Source organism: Pedobacter sp. UYP24, from assembly GCF_054057295.1.
On sequence record NZ_JBSRZD010000008.1, the window covers coordinates 64,327 to 83,781 of the forward strand.

A 19,455-nucleotide genomic window follows, 5' to 3' on the forward strand; every position below is an offset into this window, starting at 1 on the left:
TCAATTTGTCTCAAATTGCCTTGAATTTCTTTATTTTGGCATCCTCAACCTGTTATCAGATATAAACCTTTAACTATTTTAGATTGAAAAAAATCTGTTTAATTCTTTTATTACTGATTAATGTTATTGCTAAACTTGCTGCACAATCATATGATTTTAGACATTATCAGGTGGAGCAAGGGCTATCTTACAACTCAGTTTTCGATATCACTCAAGATTCAAAAGGATTTTTATGGTTTGCTTCAAAAGATGGGTTAAATCGTTTCGACGGATATAGTTTTAAAATTTTCAGAAATGAACCAGCCGATACCAATAGTATAGGTAGTAATGTAACACTTTCGGTTTTTGAAGACCAGCAAAAGGAGCTGTGGATTGGTACATCTAAAGGTTTATTTCAATACAACGACACGACGGAGCGATTTAAAATTGTGCCTTTTACAAGAGATAAATACATTTCATCATTGAAAAGCGACGGTAATAATAACATTTGTTTTATATCCGATTCAAAGATTTTTAAGTATAATAAAACATCAGGTGAAGTAAGCTTATATTCTGATAAGCAGAATTTTAATGTATCATCTATGTTGTTCTTACCAGATGGTACATTATGGTTAAGTACAAATGATGGACTTCTCAAAAAGTACATGACTAAAAGTGATTCTTTCGTGAGTTATGACTTATTTAGTCATTCGCCAGGAGTTACCTCACGCTGGGTGGATAAGATTTATGCTACAAAAACAAACGCTATTTTTGTAGGTACTTCCCATCAGGGTGTAAAGCTATTTGATTTGGTAACCTTGAATTACAAGGACGTACTAACCTACAACAAAGATAGGACGGCTATTTTTGCGAAAAACTTTATCCATTATGATGGCGATATTTATTGGATAGCTACAGAATCAGGGATATTCGTTTACAATATTAAAACTGGAGAACATCAACAACTGAGAAAAAGTCCCGGCAATCCTTATGCCTTATCAGATAATGCGGTTTATACCTTTGCGAAAGACAAGGAAGGTGGTATATGGGTGGGTACCTATTTTGGTGGCGTAAATTATTACCCAAAACCCTTTAGTGCTTTTGATAGATATTTTCCAAAGAGTGATGTTTATCCGATCAGTGGAAATGCAGTAAGAGAAATAACTGCCGACCAATTTGGTGGTTTATGGGTTGGTACAGAAGACGTTGGGCTAAACAAGATAACTAAAACAGTAAAAATGTTTTTGCCGGATGGCACCAAAACAAGTATTGCCCATACCAATATTCACGGTTTACTTGCTACGGGAAATGAACTATGGATTGGCACTTATGAGCAAGGGCTTGATGTGATGGATGTAAGAACAGGAATGGTACTTCGCCATTATGATAAAGGAAATGGGCCAAATGACTTAAAAAGTAATTTTGTTGAATCAATATATGAGACAAAAAGTGGAGAAATCCTACTGGGCAGCTCTTATGGCATTTACAAATACAACAGATTAAGTGATAATTTTAGTTTGCTTAATGGCTTTCCAGATAACTATCATTATTTAACGATACTGGAAGATGATAAAGGAACGATTTGGGCGGGTACCATAAACAATGGATTGTATTTTGTCAACTACAAAAATGGCAAAAGTGGCGCATTTCGTTATGTGAAAGAAAGGGCCAATAGCATTAGCGATAACTTCATCAATTCAATATTTCTTGATAAGGATAAGAAGTTATGGGTGACTACCGAGAATGGCCTTAATAAATTTGATTCAAGAACTAATACGTTTCAACGTTTTGGTACAAAGGATGGTTTCCCCAGCAATGTGTTCTATTGTACAGAACAAGATGATTTTGGATATCTATGGTTAAGTACGTCCAGGGGTTTGGCAAAGTTTAATCCTAAAACGGATGAAGTTAAAGTCTTTACTCAAGCAAGCGGATTATTGAGCGACCAGTTCAATTATAATTCTTCATTTAAGGATGCCAACGGGAAACTCTATTTTGGTAGTGTTAACGGGATGATTGCTTTCAATCCAACTAAATTTACCCCTAACCAGGTAATACCTAATGTTTTTATCACTGGTTTTCAGGTTTTTAATCAGGAAGTACTCATTGACAATAAATTACTTAAAAAATCCATCACCTACACAGATAAAATAAAACTTGCTTATGATCAGTCTACATTTAGTATAGACTTTGCCGCCCTTGTATATACGGGGTTTGAAACTGCGCAATATGCATATAAGCTGGAAGGTTTGGATAAAGAATACACTTACTTGAAAAGAAATAGAAAGGTTTTCTATACAAAACTTTCTCCAGGTACCTATACTTTCTTGGTCAAAGGTGCTAACAGTAGTGGCATTTGGAACAGTAAACCTGCCAAGTTGATAATAGTTATTAGTCCTCCATTTTGGTTAAGTATCTGGGCGTATATATTATATCTTATAATACTGGTTGCAGGTATTTACTATGGAATTGTGTATCTAAATCATCGTGCTAAACTTAAGAACAAAAATAAGATAGAAGCATTAGAAAGCCAAAAAGAACGTGAAGTTTACCAGGCCAGAGTAGATTCATTTACCCACCTGATTACAATAGCACAATCTAAACCAGATCAGGCTTTGTTGAATAAATTGAACGATTACATTCATCAAAATTTATCTAATACCAATTTGGATGTAGATCTGCTGGCAGAAAGTTTAAACATGAGCAGGGCCACATTTTATCGGAAAATAAAAGCAATATCAAACCTTACACCAAACGAACTAATCAACATTACTAGACTTAAGAAAGCGGCAGAGTTGCTGTTAAATTCAAGTTTAAAGATACAGCAGATCGCAAATCAAACAGGATTTAGTTCTCAGGCACAGTTTGGGAGGTCTTTTACAAAGCAATTTGGGGTTCCCCCATCAGAATACGCACAAAGTAAACGCACGTTATCATAGTGGTCTAATTATTTTAAAGTGATCCCAAACTAAAATATACTTATTTTTGTTTAAGCATTATCTGATTATCATAAACTAGTTATAACTAATAATGCTAAATATTTTGCTCGCAATAGACCAGACGCTGGTTAGAGATGGAATTAAAATGCTGCTTGAAACAAGCGGAGGTATTTCTATTATTGATGAAGCTTCAAACCTTAATGAGCTATCTTCGGCAATTGTAAACCATATTGATGCCGATATTATTCTGCTTGATTTGGACTTCATAAATCCTGACTTACCAGCCACAATACGTCGTTTAAGAAGTTTGAACAAAAATGCAAAACTGATACTATTATCCTCAAATACTAACCTAAGGTTAATAGCCAGCCTTTTTGAAGCGGGCTTGTGTGGTTACTTGCTTAAGACAATTGGTAAACAAGAGCTGTTATTTGCACTTAACCATGTGCAGAAAACAGGGAAGTACATCTGTACAGAGTTTTCATCGCAACTGCTTGAAAAACTAGCTATAAGTTCTCAATTGGCAATTGATGAAAGCGCTCGTGCGGCATTATTCTCAGAAAGGGAGATGGAAGTACTCCAACTGATTGGTGAGGGTTTAACCAATGTAGAAATATCAGATAAGCTTTTCCTGAGCAAAAGAACGGTAGAGGGCCATAGACAAAACCTTATTGATAAAACGGAGTCTAGAAATACAGCAACTTTAATCCGTTATGCCCTCATAAATGGTTTGATCAACTAGTTCCTTTAATTTTCTAATCTGCCTACTCAAACAAATCTTTAAGTATTCCGTTGTTTAATTCAATAAAAAGATGGTTATGAAAGGGTATAAAATACTAGTGTTAATGGCATTTACTGTGCTATTCTACTCTTGTTCAAGTGATAATAGAAAAAATACAGCTGGCTCTGATTCATTGGATAAAGATACAGTAAGCACATCAAATGCAATTAAAACAGAATTAACTCAAGATTCTTTACTAATACCCGGTAAGTCTGCCGGATTAATTCACATTGATCAGGATGCTTCAGAAGTCATGAAAATTTATGGTAAAGCAGATTCTGGAGATGCGGCTATGCAAAAGGCAGTAGCAATTTGGTACAAGGATCATAATCCTAAGTCATATTCAACTGCAATTTATACAGTTAGGGATACAGGTAGTAATCCTCCCGCAAGGATAAGGCAAATTAGAGTTACGGCACCTGGTTTTAAAACTGCAGAAGGTTTGGGTATTTCATCTTCATTGGATAAACTATCAAAAACATATGCTATTAGTAAGGTAAAGCCAGGTAAAGACACTAATAAGGAGATTTACGATAGTAAAACAGGGATAACCTTTGAAATTGATAAGGAAAAAAAGTGTACTGCCATTATCATTCATGAAAGCGGACAAGCCCTTAGTTCAACTTATCTTCCCTTTTGGTAAAATAAGCCTTTTTCATAACTTTACTGCTATTCCTCAAGAATCAAACGCAGTAATATGTCTCAAGAACTAAATATAGAAAGTCTTAAAGAAATTGCCAGTCAGCTAAGCAGGCCAATTGGCGAAATGGGACTAGTTACCTCTCAAAAAATGGCCGATAGTAACGGCAATATGATTCTCCAAACCATAGCGCTAATGGATTTAGGTCAGTATGAATCCATTCTGGAAATAGGCCCTGCAGGTGGGCGACATGTAAGTTTATTGTTTACAGAAATTGGAAACCTTGACTATTATGGAATTGATATTTCTGAATTAATGGTAGTGGAGGCTTCTAAGATAAATGCATCACTTTCCCAGTCAGGTAATGTAACTTTTTCACTTACAGATGGAGAAACCATTCCTTTCGAAAATGAGTTTTTTAACAAAGTCTTTACTGTAAATACACTTTATTTCTGGAAAGACCCAATAGCTTATGCAAAAGAGATTTATAGGGTACTAAAACCTGGTGCACAGTTGTATCTTTCTTTCGCAGAAAGAGAATTTATGGAGAAACTACCCTTTACCCAGTTCGGTTTTGAGTTGTATAATAAAGAGGAAACGGAGCATCTTCTTAAAATGGCAGGCTTTACTATTGCTGAAGCAAAAACCTATGTGGAATCAGTTAAGGTTAATGAAATAACTGAAGTAGAAAGGGAATTTATTGTGATCATTGCAACAAAATAATGATATGAGTTTAAGTAAAATAGGATTTATTGGATTAGGTACCATAGGAACGCCTATGTGCGGTACGCTATTGAAAGCAGGTTACCAGTTAACAGTTTACAACAGGAATAGGGCTAAAGCAGAATTGTTTGCTAAAGAAGGAGCAGACATTGCAGATCATCCTTCAGAATTGATTAAGCAGGTAGACGTGCTAATTCTTATGGTTACAGATGATAAAGCTACAGATGACGTTTTTAATGGACCAAATGGAATACTTGCCGCCGGCGCTACAGGTAAATTAATTATTAACATGAGTACTGTTTCTGCTGCTATCAGTCAGGAAGTCGCATCAAAGTGCACTATACAAGGAAACCAATACCTTGATGCTCCAGTTTCTGGAAGTGTCAAACAAGCCAATGAAGCATCCCTGATTATATTAGTCGGTGGTGAGCTCAGTGCATTTGAAAAGGCAAAACCAATTTTTGATGCACTTGGTAAAATGGCAATACACTTTGGTGATATCGGATCGGGTAACAAAGCCAAAATTATTGTAAATACTTTTTTAGCCATTCAGGCACAGGCCTTGGCCGAAGTCATGGTTTTTGCAAAGAATGCTGGCGTGGATCAGGCAGCACTTCTTAACGTAATTAGCAATGGCGCATTGGGCAGTCCTTTCGTTAAAATAAAGGGAGAAGCCATCTTAAATAACACCTTTACACCTGCTTTTACGGTGAGCAATACCGTAAAGGATTTGAAGTTGGCCAGGGATCTAGGACTTTCAACTCCACTGGGTGAAACCGCATTAAATACCTTTAGTAATGCAGAGGCAATATATGGCAATGAAGATATTATTGTAATTGTAAAAGCCTTAATCAGCTAATCTTTTACTGTAAAATGATGTATTAAAAACAATAACGAAGCCATGTAAGTATATTTTTTTGTTGTAATTCTTTTTCTAAATTGGTATTATTGAGTAATCAACTGATACTTTAATTCTTATAGAAACAACTAAAAAGACCTATGGAACGCAGATCCTTTCTTAGAAATACCGCTGTTGCCACCGCCGGATTCTCTATTTTACCTGGCGGAAGCCTGTTTGCAAAATCTAAAGATAGAGTACGACTAGGTTATATTGGCGTCGGCGCTAGGGGTATGAGCCATATTTCTGAAGGTACATTACGTGATGATGTGGAAGTTGTGGCCATTTGCGATATACAAGAAAGTTCGTTAAAAACATGCAGAGAGTTTATTAGTAAAAAAGGAAAGTCTGCTGCCGTTGAGTATACTGGAGGTTTGGATGCCTATAAGAAGTTGCTCGACAGGAAGGACATCGATGCTGTAATTATTTCCACTCCATGGCAGTTTCATAAAGACCAGGCAATCTATGCAATGAAAGCAGGTAAGTATGTTGGTTGTGAAGTAATTGCAGGATTAACAGTACAAGATCACTGGGATATTGTAAATACATGTGAGAGAACCGGAATACCTTACATGACGTTAGAGAATGTATGCTATCGCAGAGATGTAATGGCAGTACTCAACATGGTGCGCCAAAACCTATTTGGCGAGCTGGTTCATTTTGAAGGTGGTTATCAGCATAACCTGAGGGGCGTATTATTTAATGACGGCAAATCATTTTACGGTCAAGGAGTATATTTCGGGCCAAAAGCATTGAGCGAAGCCCAATGGAGAACTCAGTTTAATATAGATCAGGATGGAGATTTATACCCGACACATGGTGTAGGCCCCATCATGCAGTATGCGAACATCAATAGGGGTAACCGTTTTACAAACCTTGTTTCTTTCAGTTCTAAGGCAAGAGGCTTATCCAGTTATGTAGAGGAATTGTCGCCCGGAAATCCAACCGCTAAAATCAACTATAGAAATGGTGATGTTACCACAACTTTGATTAATTGTGCCAATGGCGAAACGGTAATTCTCAGTCACGATACGCATTTACCAAGGCCTTATTCTTTAGGGTTCCGTGTACAAGGCACCAACGGAATCTGGATGGATGTTAATAAATCAATTTACATAGAGAAAAAAGCCAAAAGCAACGATGTATGGGATCCTGTTCAGCCATGGTTGGATCAATATGACCATCCACTTTGGAAAAAACACGCAGAAGAAGCAGTAAGTGCTGGCCACGGTGGTATGGATTGGTTTGTATTTAACGGCTTTATACAGGCGGTTAAAGAGAAAAAGCAAACCCCTATAGACGTTTATGATTCTGTTACCATGAGCGTAATTACACCGCTTTCCACTAAATCACTCAAAGAAGGTAATATGCCACAGAAATTCCCAGACTTTACTAAAGGCAAATGGAGAGGAAGGAAGAATACCTTTGCATTGGACGATAGTGGGTTCTAGCCAGTAATTATCTTAAAATCTTTCTCAGATTCTATGTACTTACTCAGCAAAGTTAATTGATTGCGTGACCGCATCAGGTTATGCTCGGGGTATTTTATAGGATAATAAATGTCTTTATTAAGAAAGTCAGTTAAGAACCTCAGTGCCTGCATAAAGATCATAAGCTCACCACTATAGGTAAATAAGGATTTTTCAGCAGGGCTGAGGGTATTACCCATTTCTTCCATATAACCGTTATAAATTTCCTTAAAAACATCTTTACGGATACTGATCTTAGATAGGTCTCGCTCTTCCTCGGTTGCGGCACATAAATAAGTTCGCATCATATCTCCCACATCACTTATAAAGTATCCAGGCATAACAGTATCCAAGTCTATAACGCAAAGACCTTGGTCTTGCTCGTTAAAAAGCACATTGCTAATCTTAGTGTCGTGATGGATTACCCTTAAAGGAATTGTTTTATTTCTTAACAAGTTATTAAACTGTTCACTGATATCTAAGTGGCTTTGTATTGCTGCAATTTCTGCATCAGCAGCAGCAATGTGCTCACTGTCGGCATTTTTCATTGCCTCATTGAACTGCTCAATCCTAAGTGCAAGGTTATGGAAATCGGGTAGGGTGTAGGTCAAGACAGCCGAGTTAAAATTGTTTAACAACCTGCTAAATTGACCAAATTGCTTTGCGGCTTGGTAAGCTTGTTCTGGGGTTTCGATGGCATCTATGGTATGAGAGCCTATTATAAAAGGTTGTAAGCGATAATGGCCATCCTCCATAATAACCGTAGTAGAACCATCATTTGCAACAAGCGGTCCAGCAAATAAATATTCAGGGTAATGGGTTTCAAAAAAAGCTTTTAACTGCCTCAGGTTGTTGTCTATGTTTTCTGGCTTTTTAAATACAGCCGTATTAATACGTTGTAAAATATATACCTTATTTAAATAGGTAACCTTCCAGGTATGGTTAATCAGCCCAGTGCCAAATTGCTCAATAAGGCAATCAGTGGCATTAATTTGATAGTGTTTTAAAATATCATTTAGCATCACTGCTAAATATCAGCATATTTCTAATAAAAATAGGAATTTAGAAACTAAGCGGCACGCAAAAATTTATTTACCTTATTTAAAATAACAAAAAGATCAAATGGCTTTGCTATAAAGCTATCTGCACATGATTCCCTTTTTACCAAATCTGAAGGCAGGTGGGCCGACATAATTAATACAGGTTTCTCTTTTAAAGCCTCTTGGTGCTTAATTTCCGAGCAAACTTCCAAGCCATCCCCATCGGGTAGCATCACGTCCAGCAAAAATAGGTCTGGTATTTTTTTTGATAACCTGGAATTAAACGAAGCAACTGTTTCAAACAGTTCTACATCAAATCCCTCGTCATTTAAGAAATATTGAAGTATAAAACCAATATCCTTATTATCCTCTACAATGTAGATGCTTTTCTTTTCCATAATAGTAATTCATAGGTAGATGAATTGTTAATTGCTTAACAACTAATAACTAACAAAGGTTGTGCCGAGATTAGCTTCATTTTTAAAGAACATTTTTTACTGTAAACTGTTAGCATAATACATATTGAAAAACACCTATTACCTATGGATAGTATTAATAAAAATCAGCCGGAGCACAACAGAGAGAATTTGTTTAGTACAGCGGCTTTAGAAAAAATTAAAGAGATTATCTCTCAAACCGATACCTGCTTTTTTTGCACAGAACCTGCACTAGGCCCATCTAATGGTGTTAGACCGATGAGCATTCAAGAAGTAGATGATGAGGGTAATCTGTGGATCGTCATATCTAATGATAGCAATACACATCAGGAAATACATTCAGACTCAAGGGTTAAACTCTATTTCCAGGCATCAAAACACTCAGATTTCCTTTACTTTACTGCTGATGCGCAGCTTGTACATGATAAAGCAAAAGTTAAATCACTTTGGAGTCCTTTAATGAAAACCTGGTTTACAGAAGGTGAAGACGATCCAAGGATAGCTTTGGTAAAGATTGTACCTTCAGACGGATATTATTGGGACAATAAACATGGTGATTTTGTTGCAGGCATTAAGATGATGGTAGGTGCAGCAATTGGCAAAACATTGGATGATTCCATTGAGGGCAAGATCAAAAACGTATAAGTACAGTTTACCTATTCGCTTTAATACCAGAAGCATAATCAAGCTTTAAGGTTTATTTAATACATTTAGATAAATCTTAAAGCTTTTTTATTAATGAATTTTTTAAAATATCCCTTTCTCTTTTGTGTACTTGCGTTATGCCTATCCGCAAAATCACAAGACTTTTATACTTCTGCTCAAAGGTCTGCCTGGCTTAAAAAGGCCGAAAACAACATACCTGCCTTAATTGAGCAGGAAAAAAGGCCAGTGCAACTTGTAAAACTCATTGCTGATGCGAATGCCTTTCAGGGCTGGAAAACAGAGCCCGCTGGTAAAATAGAAGAACTTTACAACAAATCATTCAAATCTCAGTCGGGTGTTGTGGTAGATTTTGGAGCGCACTTAACCGGCTATTATACTTTTACCATTAAAGAAATACATAATTACCAGGATGGTCCGCTGCGGTTTAAACTTACATTTGGAGAAGTACCTGCCGAACTGGCAACACCATTTGATCCCTATCCCGGTGGTTTAAGCAGGGCATGGCTGCAAGACGAAACCGTAACGGTAAGCCAACTTCCTGCAACTATTACCATACCCAGACGATTGGCTTTTCGCTATCTTAAAATAGAGCTGCTGGCAAGTTCAAATGGCTTTGATTTCCAAATCAGCGATATGAAGTTCAAGGCTATGTCTTCCGTAAATAATCAGCCTGCTCCACTGGCATCAACTACTAGTCCATTAATAGCAAAAATAGACCAGGTGGGCTTAAATACCTTAAAAGAGTGTATGCAAACGGTATATGAAGACGGCCCTAAGCGGGATAGGCGACTATGGATAGGAGATCTCTATTTGGAATCCATCACCAATGCCCAATCTTTCAAAAACCACCAATTAACCAAGCGCTGCCTGTATATTTTAGCGGGTTTAAGTCAAAAGAACGGATATTTATACGCCAGTACATTTGAAAAACCCTCTTTACATGCGCAAGAGGGTCAGGCTTTTCTATTCGAATATTCTTTGCTCTACAATGCAGCACTTAAAGAATATCTTTTAGCCAGTGGCGATAAGGAAACGGCGGTCGATTTATGGCCAGTTGCCAAAAAACAGACTGAAAATATCGGTAAACACTTGGATATTAACGGACTATTTGATGCCGATGCAGCGCAACGCGACGGCTGGTGGCTGTTTACTGATTGGAGGGAGGGTCTTGATAAACAGGCCTCTTTGCAAGGTATTATGATATTTGCTATGAAAGAAACCCTTGCTCTGGCCAAACAATTGGGTAAAGAAAAAGAAGTAGCAGATCTTCCGGCCTTAATTTCCAAAATGACAAAGGCTGGCAGAAGTAGCTTATATGACCAATCCTTAGGACTGTTTACCAGCGGTAAATCTAAACAGATTTCTTATGCTTCTCAATCATGGATGGTGCTGAGTGATGTAGCTACAAAAGCAGAAGCACAAAGGGCACTGAAAGCAATTGTAAAAACTAATAACGCAGTTAAACCCGGAACACCGTACCTAACTCACTATTATACTGCTGCTTTAATTAAAGCGGGACTATCAAAAGAAGCAAAGGAGCTAGTAGAAAACTATTGGGGTGGCATGGTCAAAAAGGGTGCTGATACCTTTTGGGAAACCTATGATCCGGACAATGACAAGCTTTCCCCTTATAACTTCTTCCCAATAAATAATTATTGCCATGCATGGAGTTGTACGCCTGTATATTTTATCAGGAAGTATCCACAGATATTTCAATAGCTTAAAAAGAGATATTTTATATATTTGAGGAACCACTTACTAAACTTGAAAATGAATAATCAAACCAAAGGCATTTTAATCGCCATAATGATGCTGCTACTTGTGGTGCCTAATGTAAAATCTCAATCTAATAAAGGTTACACTCAGTATGTGAACACATTTGTAGGCACTTATCCGCTAACAGATCCAAAAATATTGGGTTATGAACTACCTAAGGGATGGCGGTCATGGGCTGGCTTGACTTTCCCTGGAAGCTCTTTGCCCAATGCAATGGTTCAATTAAGTCCTATGACGGAGTATGGATCTGGTGCAGGTTATGAGTATGAAGATGATGCCATCTTAAGTTTTACACATACCAATAAGGGCCATTGGAACCTCTGTAATATTCCAATTTTGCCTGTGTCCAGCCTTGCAGGCGATGCTCCTGTGTTAAATAAGGGAAGTAAGTTTGGTTCCAGATTCTCTCACAAAAAAGAAAGTTCTTCCCCTGGCTTTTATCAGGTATACCTGGATGATTATAATGTAAATGTTAGCCTTACATCAACCCTGAGGTGCGGTTATCATAAATATGAATATAAAAACGGGGCAGATAGGCAAATCCTATTTGATCTAGCCAAAGCTAATAGCAGGGTAAATGGCTGGAAAATAGAGCAGGAAGGAACATCTATAGTTAAAGGGTATCAACAATCCGGCGGCAAAATCTATTTCTATGCAATCAGCAATACGCCTATTGAAAAGCTTGAAGTTAACCAGGAAGGGGCAAGTGACGGTTACGCCATGCTGCATCTTGCCAATAACGCCAACAGTGCTGTGGAACTAAAAATAGGTTTATCCTTTGTTAGTGTAGAAAACGCTAAGCTAAACCTGGAGACAGAAATTGGTAATAAAACTTTTGATGCCGTACGCAAAGAGGCCAACCAGACCTGGGAAAACCTGCTTTCTTCAATCCAGGTAAAAGGCGGTACCGGTAAGCAAAAAGGAATGCTTTATTCTTGTCTTTATCGATCATTCTTATGGCCTGTTTTAAGAAGTGATGTAAACGGAGAGTTTACTGATGCCAAAAGAAACATTGTAAAAGCAGATTATAACTATTATACTGAACCTTCCTTATGGGACACTTACCGCAATAAAGACGTGCTTTTAGGATTGATTACTCCAAATGTTACGCTTGATGTTATCAAGTCTATGAAGGAAGTGGGCGATAAAACAGGTTTCATTCCTACATTTTTTCATGGAGACCATGGCACTTCATCCATTGCAGGTGCTTATTTAAGAGGGATTGATAACTTTGATATTAAAGGCACTTACCAAATCTTATTAAGGAACGCAAATGTAACACCGGGTGCGCGTCCATTTGTAGATGAATACATTAAAAAAGGTTTCATATCAGATCCAGACGTTACCGACCCTAAAGTAGAAACAAAAGGAAGAGCTGGTGTTTCTAAAACATTGGAGTATTCTTATGATGATTATTCCCTAGCCCAAATAGCCAAGAAACTCGGTGATACCGCCAATTACAGAATACTGATGGCCAGATCTCAAAACTATAAGAATATGTTTGATCCTTCTACCAGGTTTATGAGAGGAAGGCTGGAAAATGGCGACTGGATTAAACCGTTTAATCCGCAATATCCTTATTACGAATACATGTACAGAGAAGCTAATGCATGGCAGGTATCGTTTTTCGCTCCGCATGATATGCCTGGTTTAATAAAACTATATGGCGGTCCGAAAGGATTTGAATCAAAACTAGATTCTCTTTTTACCTTGCCATGGAACCCTAAATACATTGCGCGTAACGTAGAAACCATGATTGGTCAGTATTGTCAAGGCAATCAGCCAGACCATGAAGCTCCATTCGCATATACCTTTATCGGCAAACCAGAAAAAACTCAAAAAATCTTAGACAACATTTTAAACAACCTTTATGGCATTGGTCCGGAAGGACTAGCCCTTTCTGGTATGGATGACGCAGGCGAGATGTCGGCCTGGTACGTATTCTCTTCTCTAGGTTTGTACACGTTTTCGGCAACGGATCCAGAATATCTGGTAACCGCACCATTGTTTGACGAAGTAAAATGGAAAACGAGTAGTGGTAAAACCATTACTATCAGCAAACCAGGTAAGGGTAGGGCAATAACTGGTATAAAGGTAAATGGAAAGGAAAATAAAGGATATTTTGTATCGCATGATTTGTTCAAAAATGGCGGTACAATTGATATCACTACGAAATAGGGGGTGGGGGTGCTATACGAACCTCTATTTTAAACAATTCAGCATTTTCCGTTTCCCAGTCTTTACTACCAAAAGAAAGTTCCCCTCTTAATACCATACCATCTTTTAATTTGTACTGATCATTGAATAGTGCATGAAATATCGTGCATTCCTCTCTATCTGAATACCTCACCTGTAAACCTTCAATTACCGCACAATGTACCATAAAGGGGACAAATTTATAACCCTCAAATTGCTGCTCTACTGCTATTTTTATACCGTTAAATAGGGTTTCAAATTCTCCATACGGAGAAATAGTAACCACATTTATGGCATGGTATTGCCATTGAAAAGTTTTTTCGGCTTTTTCTTTTATAAAGGTTTCATCAATCCCAAATATCGCAAAGAATTTGCCGGCCAAACTCACCGCTAATACTAACTTTTTAACTCTTCTGAACTCTGGAGTATCTACATCCTCGAGAATGAATTCTGCGCTATTACTTGGTGCCTGTCCCATCGTGGTTCCCATATGCTTTACCTGAAATTTAGAGGAAAGTTGTTCCATAAAAGCTTGCCATGCTTTGAACTTTTTATTATCCTCCCCATGAATTGCCTCTACAACAATATTGTCTAATTCCTTTAGGCCAGGGTAGTCAAAGTAAACCGAGTTTTCCAATCGTTTAATCCCAATGGGATAATATTTTTTTACAGTATCATAAATTGGCCAATAGTTATAAGCATAAGAATTGAAATTTAGGTCTCTTTTGTAGTAGGGAGTGATCATAATGGTTTGAAGTTGAGTTAATTTGAGATAAGAGGTTGTCTAAATTTGAATAGGTGTTTAAAACATAAAGTTAATATTTTTATTGGGTTGCGTATATTGCGGGAGCTAAGCTCAATTTAGCCCTGTAAAATTGTTATGAAAAAGATCATTTTATTTTTTTGCTGCTTTCCAATAATGTTGGCAAATGCGCAAACCCCTAATATGCATGAGATATTTAATGGTAAAAATCTGGAAGGTTGGTCCAAATATCTTAAAAGTCAGGGTGTTAACAAAGACCCTCAAAATGTGATTACCGTACAAGATGAAGCAATTCATGTAACCGGTCAGGATTTTGGTTATATCGTTACTGATAAAAAGTATGGCGATTTCCACCTCTCACTTGAGTTTAAATGGGGAGAAAAGAAGTTTCCGCCAAGAGAAAAAGAAAAACGTGATGCAGGTATTTGCTTTAGTGTGGATCTTTCTGTCAACAAAATATGGCCCCGCGGGGCTGAATGCCAAATACAGGAAGGCGATGTTGGCGATTTATGGCTTATTGATAGCGTAACTGCATTTGTTGATGGCATTAAAATAGAGCCAACAGACAACTCATACATGGCTAAGATAAAAGATGGGGAGCGGCCGCATGGCGAATGGAATACCGTTGAAGTAGTCTTTAAAAAAGGTCGCTTTAAATTTTTTGTTAATGAAGTTCTTGTAAACGAAGGGGAGTATTTATCATTAACCAGCGGTAGAATACTGCTGCAATCTGAAGGTGCAGAGGTATTCTACCGTAAGATAAAAATAGAAGAGTTTTAGCTGAGTAACGCCGCTCCGGCGTAGATGCTTGTGCTCACCATATCAAGTTCGCTGTTTTCGTAAAACATCCAGCAATGCAACTCCTTGCCGGTAAAGTAAAGTGGAAGCTGTAATTGTATTTCGCTTTCATCCCGGTTTGCCACACGTTCAAACCATTCAAAATTGCATTCAACAGGGTCGAATACGACAAAAGTCGCTACATCTTTACTTTTGTTAAACGAAGAATAAGAAGCGTTGACCCATTTAATTTCAAGCACATTATTTTCTAATCCGTCCATTGCTATGACTACTGAGGGGCAAAGGAAGCCGTTGCTGATGATTACCTTACTGAAATCTATTACAAACTCTGGTGATGAACCTGCTATAGCGGTTTTCATCAATATAGAGGCTGCTTCATTTATTGGGGTTTTACGCTCTTTAATATGTTGAAAACCAATGTTAATAATCTTCTTTAGGGGATGCAGCCACCTGTTGGCAAGTGTAAATTTATATTGCTGGTCTAGCTGACCAGCACTGCGCGGTTTGTCTGACGGCGTGTAAAGACTTCTCAAATAGTCAATTCCTCGCCACGAAGCCCCAACAACTGTACCGCAGGTACCAGAAATTGGGCCCATGATACCTTTTTTGTATCTAGCCATGTTTAATAAAAAATTATAAAGTTCAATTTCCCGAATACTTTTCACAATGAAGGCCAATGTTGGGATCTCTGCCTAAGGTAACGCGAGGTTACATTTAAGAACTCGGCAACCCTCGGTTGCTTGTCTTTTTTATTGAGGTTTTAAAGAATTTTTTAACTGTACTATTTTCAAATATTAAAGTTCGGATACTTAACTAATTCATGCGGATACTTATCGCCGCCATAGTCAGGAGTACAATTATACTGCAAAGGTAAGGAGAATAACTCAGGTTTCCTTCTTACTTGTTCCACCTTAATGGTATGTTTCTCCCACAATTGTCCCATAAAAGTATCTTTTAGTGGGAGAAATGTACCATTTGTATAGGAGAAGGGCAGGATATGTTCCCTGGCTGTATATTGCCAATTCATATCGTTTCCGGTCGTAATTAATGACGTTATAGGGCAATATCACGTATGGTTTCGTTAGATTCAGATTGCAAAAGAAAATATTATTAAATAAATAATTCAGGTTTGTCCAATTTCTAAAATCCGGTTGTCATTAGGTTTTAATCATTAAATTATAACAAAATGCAACAGAGAATCAACGTCCATGTAAAAGGACAAAACGCAATGGAATCATTATTTGCACTAACTGGCTATTTGAAAAATACACCTGTAGAGCACGAGCTATTGGAACTGGTAAACTTTAGGGTATCTCAAATTAACAACTGTGCATATTGTTTAGACATGCATTCAAAGGAGCTAAGAGCGGCCGGCGAAACTGAACAACGTTTGTATGGATTGAGTGCGTGGAAAGAAGCACCCTATTACTCAGACCGTGAAAGAGCAGCTTTAGCATGGGCAGAAGCGCTTACCACCTGCCATGTTACAGATCAGGTTTATGACCAAGCTAAAGCACAGTTTACCGATGAAGAATTAATTGACTTAACTTTTGCAATTACTACCATTAATACCTGGAACCGCTTTAACTTAGCATTTCCAACCAAAGCGGGCAGTTACCAGGTTGGACAATTTGGTTAATTCTTTGATTTACAATTTGATTTTTTACAACCTTAATAAGCATATAATGAACGAATTTTTATTAGTGATCCATAGGGATTTGATTAGCAAAGATGCTACACCATCTCCAGAGCAAATGCAGCTGGCCATAAAACCTTTTCAAGATTGGATAGGCGGCATTGCCGCACAGAATAAACTGGTAGAACCACCAAAACGTTGGGATGGCGAAGGCCGCGTGGTTAAGCACAATAGCGTGGTAACTAATGGTCCGTATGCAGAGATCAAAGAATCTATTGGTGGCGTGTTGTTGATCAGAGCTGAGGATTATGATGATGCTGTAGAAATTGCTAAAGGTTGCCCAATATTACATTGGGGCGCTACGGTGGAGATCAGGATGGCAAGCCCTATTAAATAAACAAGGTGAACAATCAAGTGCTCCTACCACATTTATTTAGAACAGAGTATCGGAAAATGGTTTCGGTACTCTGTTATTTATTTGGTATTGAGCATGTTGAAATTGCTGAAGATCTAGTTAGTGATACTTTCCTATCGGCTACTGAGTTGTGGAGCGTTAAAGGTGTTCCAGAAAATCCAACAGCATGGCTGTATACCGTTGCTAAAAATAAAACTAAGAACTATCTAAAAAGGAATAACCTTTTGGAGCAAAAGCTTGCAGTGTTGACCTATACTAACTCGCATATTGAAGAGATTGATATAGATTTCTCTCATAAAAACATAGTTGACAGTCAGCTGGCTATGATATTTACGGTTTGTAATCCAATTATTTCTGAGGAATCTCAAATAGCCCTTGCTTTAAATTTGCTTTGCGGCTTTGGAATACAAGAGGTTGCGGATGCATTTCTGACTAATAAAGACGTAGTTTACAAAAGGTTGCAACGTGCAAAAGAAAAATTGAGGGCTTCGGGTATTAAGATTGGACAACCCTCTGCACTAGACATTACAAACAGGTTAGACTTGGTTATAAAAACAATCTACCTTTTGTTTTCAGAGGGCTACTATTCCGTTGCACAAGAAGAGACGTTAAGAAAAGAGCTGTGTGATGAGGCCATGCGTTTAACGCAATTACTTATTGAAAACGAAACCACCAACCATCCATCTGTAAATGCTTTGTTTGCATTGATGTGTTTTCATGCTTCACGTTTTGCAGCGCGGACTAATGAAAATGGAGAAATGATTTTGTATCAGGATCAAAACGATAGTTTATGGGACAAGCAATTAATAGAAAAAGGGATAGTTTTTTTAAATAAAGCCGCAGTTGGTAGTAGTTTATCAAGATACCATTTGGAAGCGGGTATTGCGTACTGGCACACCCAACATGAGGACACAAAAAACAAATGGATGAGCATTCTTGATTTATATAACGAACTGCTCATGTTAGAATACACCACAATTGCCGCCTTAAATAGAACCTATGCACTGTCTAAAGCCAACAGCTGTGAAGAAGCAATAGTTGAAGCAGAAAAACTGAAATTGTTTGATAACCATTTTTACCATTCCCTACTAGGAAACTTATACACCAGTTTGGATAATGTAAAGGCTTTGTATCATTATCAACAAGCATTAAAGCTGGCAAATTCAACAGCTGATAAGGCAAACATTTTAAATAGTATAAAGAAGCTGAATAGTTAAATTAGTCCTGCACTCTCTCTTTTCCTTTCCAATGCAATTCTCCTTCCAGCAATCTGGTTTCAAATTCATATACCGGATATTTGCTTTCAATAACCCTAATCAGCATCTCAGCAGCAATTTCCCCCATCTCAAATGCTCGCTGGCGGATAAAAGATATGCCGGGCGACAATAGGTCTATTACATCAGAATTGGAGAATCCAATTATAGTTAATTCATCTGCTTTGCCTAATCTATTTAAAACACGCATGGCGGAAGTGCTGATCCGATCGCTGGATATCAGCAACGCATCAGCTTTAACCTCGTCAGTTAAATAATGTGCAACCGCTGTTTCAATCTCTTCCGGGTTTCTGCCACCTTCCTGACAATAATATACCAATCCCTCATTAAAAGGAATATTATTCGCTGCTAATGCTGCCTGATAACCATGAAGGCGCTCAATGGTAATGGAAAGCTGGGGTGCATTGGTAAGATGGCCTATACTTTTGTAGCCTTTTTTTATTAGAAGTTCTGTGGCTTCGTAAGCAGCTTTAAAATTATCGGTAGTCACTTTAAAGGTTTCAATCTCATCGAGTATCCTATCAAAGAATACAATTGGCATTCCCCGCTCGTGGAGGTTGGTTATGTGATCATAGTTAGTGGTTTGAGAGGACATAGAAACTAAAATCCCATCAATAGACCTACTGGCAAGGTGGCCCATATTGGTTACTTCGCGCTCAAAAGAATCATGGCTTTGGGTGATGATCACGTGATAACCCTTTTTATAAGCAATAGATTCAATGCCATTAATTACCTGCGAGAAAAAACTGCTCGCCACATCAGATAGCAATACGCCTATAGCATTGCTTTTCCCCCTTTTTAAACTAACTGCAATGGGGTTAGATTGGTAACCGATCTTATCGGCGTATTCGCGGATTATTCTTTTCGTTTCTGCGCTTACTTCATGGCTGTCGCTCAGCGCTCTTGATACCGTTGAGATAGAAACGGATAAGGCTTCGGCTATTTGTTTGATCGTGGTAGCTCGGTACATAGACAATTATAGCTAAATTCAATAGTTATTGCAAGATGCTTATTTTTGGTAACGA

At 37.8% G+C, this 19,455-nt stretch carries 19 protein-coding genes; 13 read left to right on the forward strand and 6 right to left on the reverse strand.

Annotation, left to right across the window (positions count from 1 at the left end):
* The first annotated feature begins 83 nt into the window (after nucleotides 1–83).
* From ACVWYN_RS14090 to ACVWYN_RS14115, 6 genes are all read left to right on the forward strand, one after another.
* Entirely contained in the window at nucleotides 84–2,918 is a 2,835-nt protein-coding gene (locus ACVWYN_RS14090) for a two-component regulator propeller domain-containing protein (protein ID WP_457289507.1), read from the forward strand.
* Nucleotides 2,919–3,009: 91 nt separating this feature from the next.
* Nucleotides 3,010–3,660 carry a LuxR C-terminal-related transcriptional regulator gene (locus ACVWYN_RS14095; RefSeq protein WP_457289508.1) on the forward strand — a complete coding sequence of 217 codons (651 nt, stop codon included), beginning with the start codon at nucleotides 3,010–3,012 and terminating at the stop codon, nucleotides 3,658–3,660.
* A gap of 76 nt (nucleotides 3,661–3,736) precedes the next feature.
* The gene (locus ACVWYN_RS14100; protein ID WP_457289509.1) at nucleotides 3,737–4,342 is read left to right on the forward strand and encodes a hypothetical protein; all 606 of its coding nucleotides are present in this window, start codon (nucleotides 3,737–3,739) and stop codon (nucleotides 4,340–4,342) included.
* Between the two features lie 54 nt (nucleotides 4,343–4,396).
* Nucleotides 4,397–5,062 (forward strand): class I SAM-dependent methyltransferase, encoded by a 666-nt coding sequence (locus ACVWYN_RS14105; RefSeq protein WP_457289510.1) that lies wholly within the window; start codon nucleotides 4,397–4,399, stop codon nucleotides 5,060–5,062.
* A 4-nt stretch (nucleotides 5,063–5,066) separates the two neighbouring features.
* The gene (locus tag ACVWYN_RS14110) at nucleotides 5,067–5,921 is read left to right on the forward strand and encodes an NAD(P)-dependent oxidoreductase (protein WP_457289511.1); all 855 of its coding nucleotides are present in this window, start codon (nucleotides 5,067–5,069) and stop codon (nucleotides 5,919–5,921) included.
* A gap of 140 nt (nucleotides 5,922–6,061) precedes the next feature.
* A complete protein-coding gene (locus ACVWYN_RS14115) occupies nucleotides 6,062–7,411 on the forward strand; it encodes a Gfo/Idh/MocA family protein (RefSeq protein WP_457289512.1) in 1,350 nt (449 codons plus the stop codon).
* Here ACVWYN_RS14115 and ACVWYN_RS14120 read toward each other — a convergent pair.
* The gene (locus ACVWYN_RS14120; RefSeq protein ID WP_457289513.1) at nucleotides 7,408–8,451 is read right to left on the reverse strand and encodes a phosphotransferase enzyme family protein; all 1,044 of its coding nucleotides are present in this window, start codon (nucleotides 8,449–8,451) and stop codon (nucleotides 7,408–7,410) included. The two genes, ACVWYN_RS14115 and ACVWYN_RS14120, sit on opposite strands and share 4 nt — an antisense overlap.
* Before the next feature lie 47 nt (nucleotides 8,452–8,498).
* Nucleotides 8,499–8,867, reverse strand: coding sequence for a response regulator transcription factor (locus tag ACVWYN_RS14125; RefSeq protein ID WP_457289514.1), 369 nt, complete (start codon nucleotides 8,865–8,867; stop codon nucleotides 8,499–8,501).
* A 144-nt stretch (nucleotides 8,868–9,011) separates the two neighbouring features.
* Here ACVWYN_RS14125 and ACVWYN_RS14130 point away from each other — a divergent pair, with 144 nt between their 5' ends.
* From ACVWYN_RS14130 to ACVWYN_RS14140, 3 genes are all read left to right on the forward strand, one after another.
* A complete protein-coding gene (locus ACVWYN_RS14130) occupies nucleotides 9,012–9,551 on the forward strand; it encodes a pyridoxamine 5'-phosphate oxidase family protein (RefSeq protein WP_457289515.1) in 540 nt (179 codons plus the stop codon).
* A 93-nt stretch (nucleotides 9,552–9,644) separates the two neighbouring features.
* Entirely contained in the window at nucleotides 9,645–11,291 is a 1,647-nt protein-coding gene (locus ACVWYN_RS14135; RefSeq protein ID WP_457289516.1) for an alpha-L-rhamnosidase-related protein, read from the forward strand.
* Nucleotides 11,292–11,342: 51 nt separating this feature from the next.
* Entirely contained in the window at nucleotides 11,343–13,526 is a 2,184-nt protein-coding gene (locus ACVWYN_RS14140) for a GH92 family glycosyl hydrolase (RefSeq protein ID WP_457289517.1), read from the forward strand.
* On the opposite strand, the gene ACVWYN_RS14145 is transcribed toward ACVWYN_RS14140, so the two are convergent.
* Nucleotides 13,516–14,289: a hypothetical protein gene (locus ACVWYN_RS14145; RefSeq protein WP_457289518.1), complete on the reverse strand. Its 774-nt coding sequence runs from the start codon at nucleotides 14,287–14,289 to the stop codon at nucleotides 13,516–13,518. The two genes, ACVWYN_RS14140 and ACVWYN_RS14145, sit on opposite strands and share 11 nt — an antisense overlap.
* A gap of 135 nt (nucleotides 14,290–14,424) precedes the next feature.
* Between ACVWYN_RS14145 and ACVWYN_RS14150 the strand changes: the two genes are divergently transcribed.
* Nucleotides 14,425–15,087 carry a 3-keto-disaccharide hydrolase gene (locus ACVWYN_RS14150; RefSeq protein ID WP_457289519.1) on the forward strand — a complete coding sequence of 221 codons (663 nt, stop codon included), beginning with the start codon at nucleotides 14,425–14,427 and terminating at the stop codon, nucleotides 15,085–15,087.
* Here the strand turns inward: ACVWYN_RS14150 and ACVWYN_RS14155 are convergent.
* The gene (locus ACVWYN_RS14155) at nucleotides 15,084–15,725 is read right to left on the reverse strand and encodes a DUF6266 family protein (RefSeq protein WP_457289520.1); all 642 of its coding nucleotides are present in this window, start codon (nucleotides 15,723–15,725) and stop codon (nucleotides 15,084–15,086) included. The two genes, ACVWYN_RS14150 and ACVWYN_RS14155, sit on opposite strands and share 4 nt — an antisense overlap.
* 167 nt (nucleotides 15,726–15,892) lie before the next feature.
* On the reverse strand, nucleotides 15,893–16,132 hold the full coding sequence (locus ACVWYN_RS14160) for a hypothetical protein (RefSeq protein ID WP_457289521.1): 240 nt from the start codon (nucleotides 16,130–16,132) through the stop codon (nucleotides 15,893–15,895).
* A gap of 159 nt (nucleotides 16,133–16,291) precedes the next feature.
* On the opposite strand from ACVWYN_RS14160, the gene ACVWYN_RS14165 reads away from it, so the two are divergent.
* Genes ACVWYN_RS14165 through ACVWYN_RS14175 form a run of 3 tightly spaced genes read left to right on the forward strand, consistent with a single transcriptional unit; the run spans nucleotide 16,292 to nucleotide 18,373 of the window.
* Nucleotides 16,292–16,744 carry a carboxymuconolactone decarboxylase family protein gene (locus ACVWYN_RS14165; protein WP_457289522.1) on the forward strand — a complete coding sequence of 151 codons (453 nt, stop codon included), beginning with the start codon at nucleotides 16,292–16,294 and terminating at the stop codon, nucleotides 16,742–16,744.
* A gap of 46 nt (nucleotides 16,745–16,790) precedes the next feature.
* Nucleotides 16,791–17,138 carry a YciI family protein gene (locus ACVWYN_RS14170; RefSeq protein ID WP_457289523.1) on the forward strand — a complete coding sequence of 116 codons (348 nt, stop codon included), beginning with the start codon at nucleotides 16,791–16,793 and terminating at the stop codon, nucleotides 17,136–17,138.
* A gap of 5 nt (nucleotides 17,139–17,143) precedes the next feature.
* A complete protein-coding gene (locus ACVWYN_RS14175; protein WP_457289524.1) occupies nucleotides 17,144–18,373 on the forward strand; it encodes an RNA polymerase sigma factor in 1,230 nt (409 codons plus the stop codon).
* A 1-nt stretch (nucleotide 18,374) separates the two neighbouring features.
* Here ACVWYN_RS14175 and ACVWYN_RS14180 read toward each other — a convergent pair whose 3' ends face one another.
* Complete coding sequence (locus ACVWYN_RS14180; protein WP_457289525.1) at nucleotides 18,375–19,400, reverse strand: LacI family DNA-binding transcriptional regulator; 1,026 nt, start codon at nucleotides 19,398–19,400, stop codon at nucleotides 18,375–18,377.
* Nucleotides 19,401–19,455: the final 55 nt, after the last annotated feature.

What these genes read in the sequence shown, in the direction of transcription:
- ACVWYN_RS14165 (WP_457289522.1), top strand. Translation starts at nt 16,292, where the DNA reads ATGCAACAGAGAATCAACGTCCATGTAAAAGGACAAAACGCAATGGAA.
- ACVWYN_RS14120 (WP_457289513.1), bottom strand. Translation starts at nt 8,451, where the DNA reads ATGCTAAATGATATTTTAAAACACTATCAAATTAATGCCACTGATTGC.
- ACVWYN_RS14110 (WP_457289511.1), top strand. Translation starts at nt 5,067, where the DNA reads ATGAGTTTAAGTAAAATAGGATTTATTGGATTAGGTACCATAGGAACG.
- ACVWYN_RS14105 (WP_457289510.1), top strand. Translation starts at nt 4,397, where the DNA reads ATGTCTCAAGAACTAAATATAGAAAGTCTTAAAGAAATTGCCAGTCAG.
- ACVWYN_RS14135 (WP_457289516.1), top strand. Translation starts at nt 9,645, where the DNA reads ATGAATTTTTTAAAATATCCCTTTCTCTTTTGTGTACTTGCGTTATGC.
- ACVWYN_RS14100 (WP_457289509.1), top strand. Translation starts at nt 3,737, where the DNA reads ATGAAAGGGTATAAAATACTAGTGTTAATGGCATTTACTGTGCTATTC.
- ACVWYN_RS14180 (WP_457289525.1), bottom strand. Translation starts at nt 19,400, where the DNA reads ATGTACCGAGCTACCACGATCAAACAAATAGCCGAAGCCTTATCCGTT.
- ACVWYN_RS14155 (WP_457289520.1), bottom strand. Translation starts at nt 15,725, where the DNA reads ATGGCTAGATACAAAAAAGGTATCATGGGCCCAATTTCTGGTACCTGC.
- ACVWYN_RS14150 (WP_457289519.1), top strand. Translation starts at nt 14,425, where the DNA reads ATGAAAAAGATCATTTTATTTTTTTGCTGCTTTCCAATAATGTTGGCA.
- ACVWYN_RS14160 (WP_457289521.1), bottom strand. Translation starts at nt 16,132, where the DNA reads ATGAATTGGCAATATACAGCCAGGGAACATATCCTGCCCTTCTCCTAT.
- ACVWYN_RS14115 (WP_457289512.1), top strand. Translation starts at nt 6,062, where the DNA reads ATGGAACGCAGATCCTTTCTTAGAAATACCGCTGTTGCCACCGCCGGA.
- ACVWYN_RS14095 (WP_457289508.1), top strand. Translation starts at nt 3,010, where the DNA reads ATGCTAAATATTTTGCTCGCAATAGACCAGACGCTGGTTAGAGATGGA.
- ACVWYN_RS14170 (WP_457289523.1), top strand. Translation starts at nt 16,791, where the DNA reads ATGAACGAATTTTTATTAGTGATCCATAGGGATTTGATTAGCAAAGAT.
- ACVWYN_RS14130 (WP_457289515.1), top strand. Translation starts at nt 9,012, where the DNA reads ATGGATAGTATTAATAAAAATCAGCCGGAGCACAACAGAGAGAATTTG.
- ACVWYN_RS14140 (WP_457289517.1), top strand. Translation starts at nt 11,343, where the DNA reads ATGAATAATCAAACCAAAGGCATTTTAATCGCCATAATGATGCTGCTA.
- ACVWYN_RS14125 (WP_457289514.1), bottom strand. Translation starts at nt 8,867, where the DNA reads ATGGAAAAGAAAAGCATCTACATTGTAGAGGATAATAAGGATATTGGT.
- ACVWYN_RS14145 (WP_457289518.1), bottom strand. Translation starts at nt 14,289, where the DNA reads ATGATCACTCCCTACTACAAAAGAGACCTAAATTTCAATTCTTATGCT.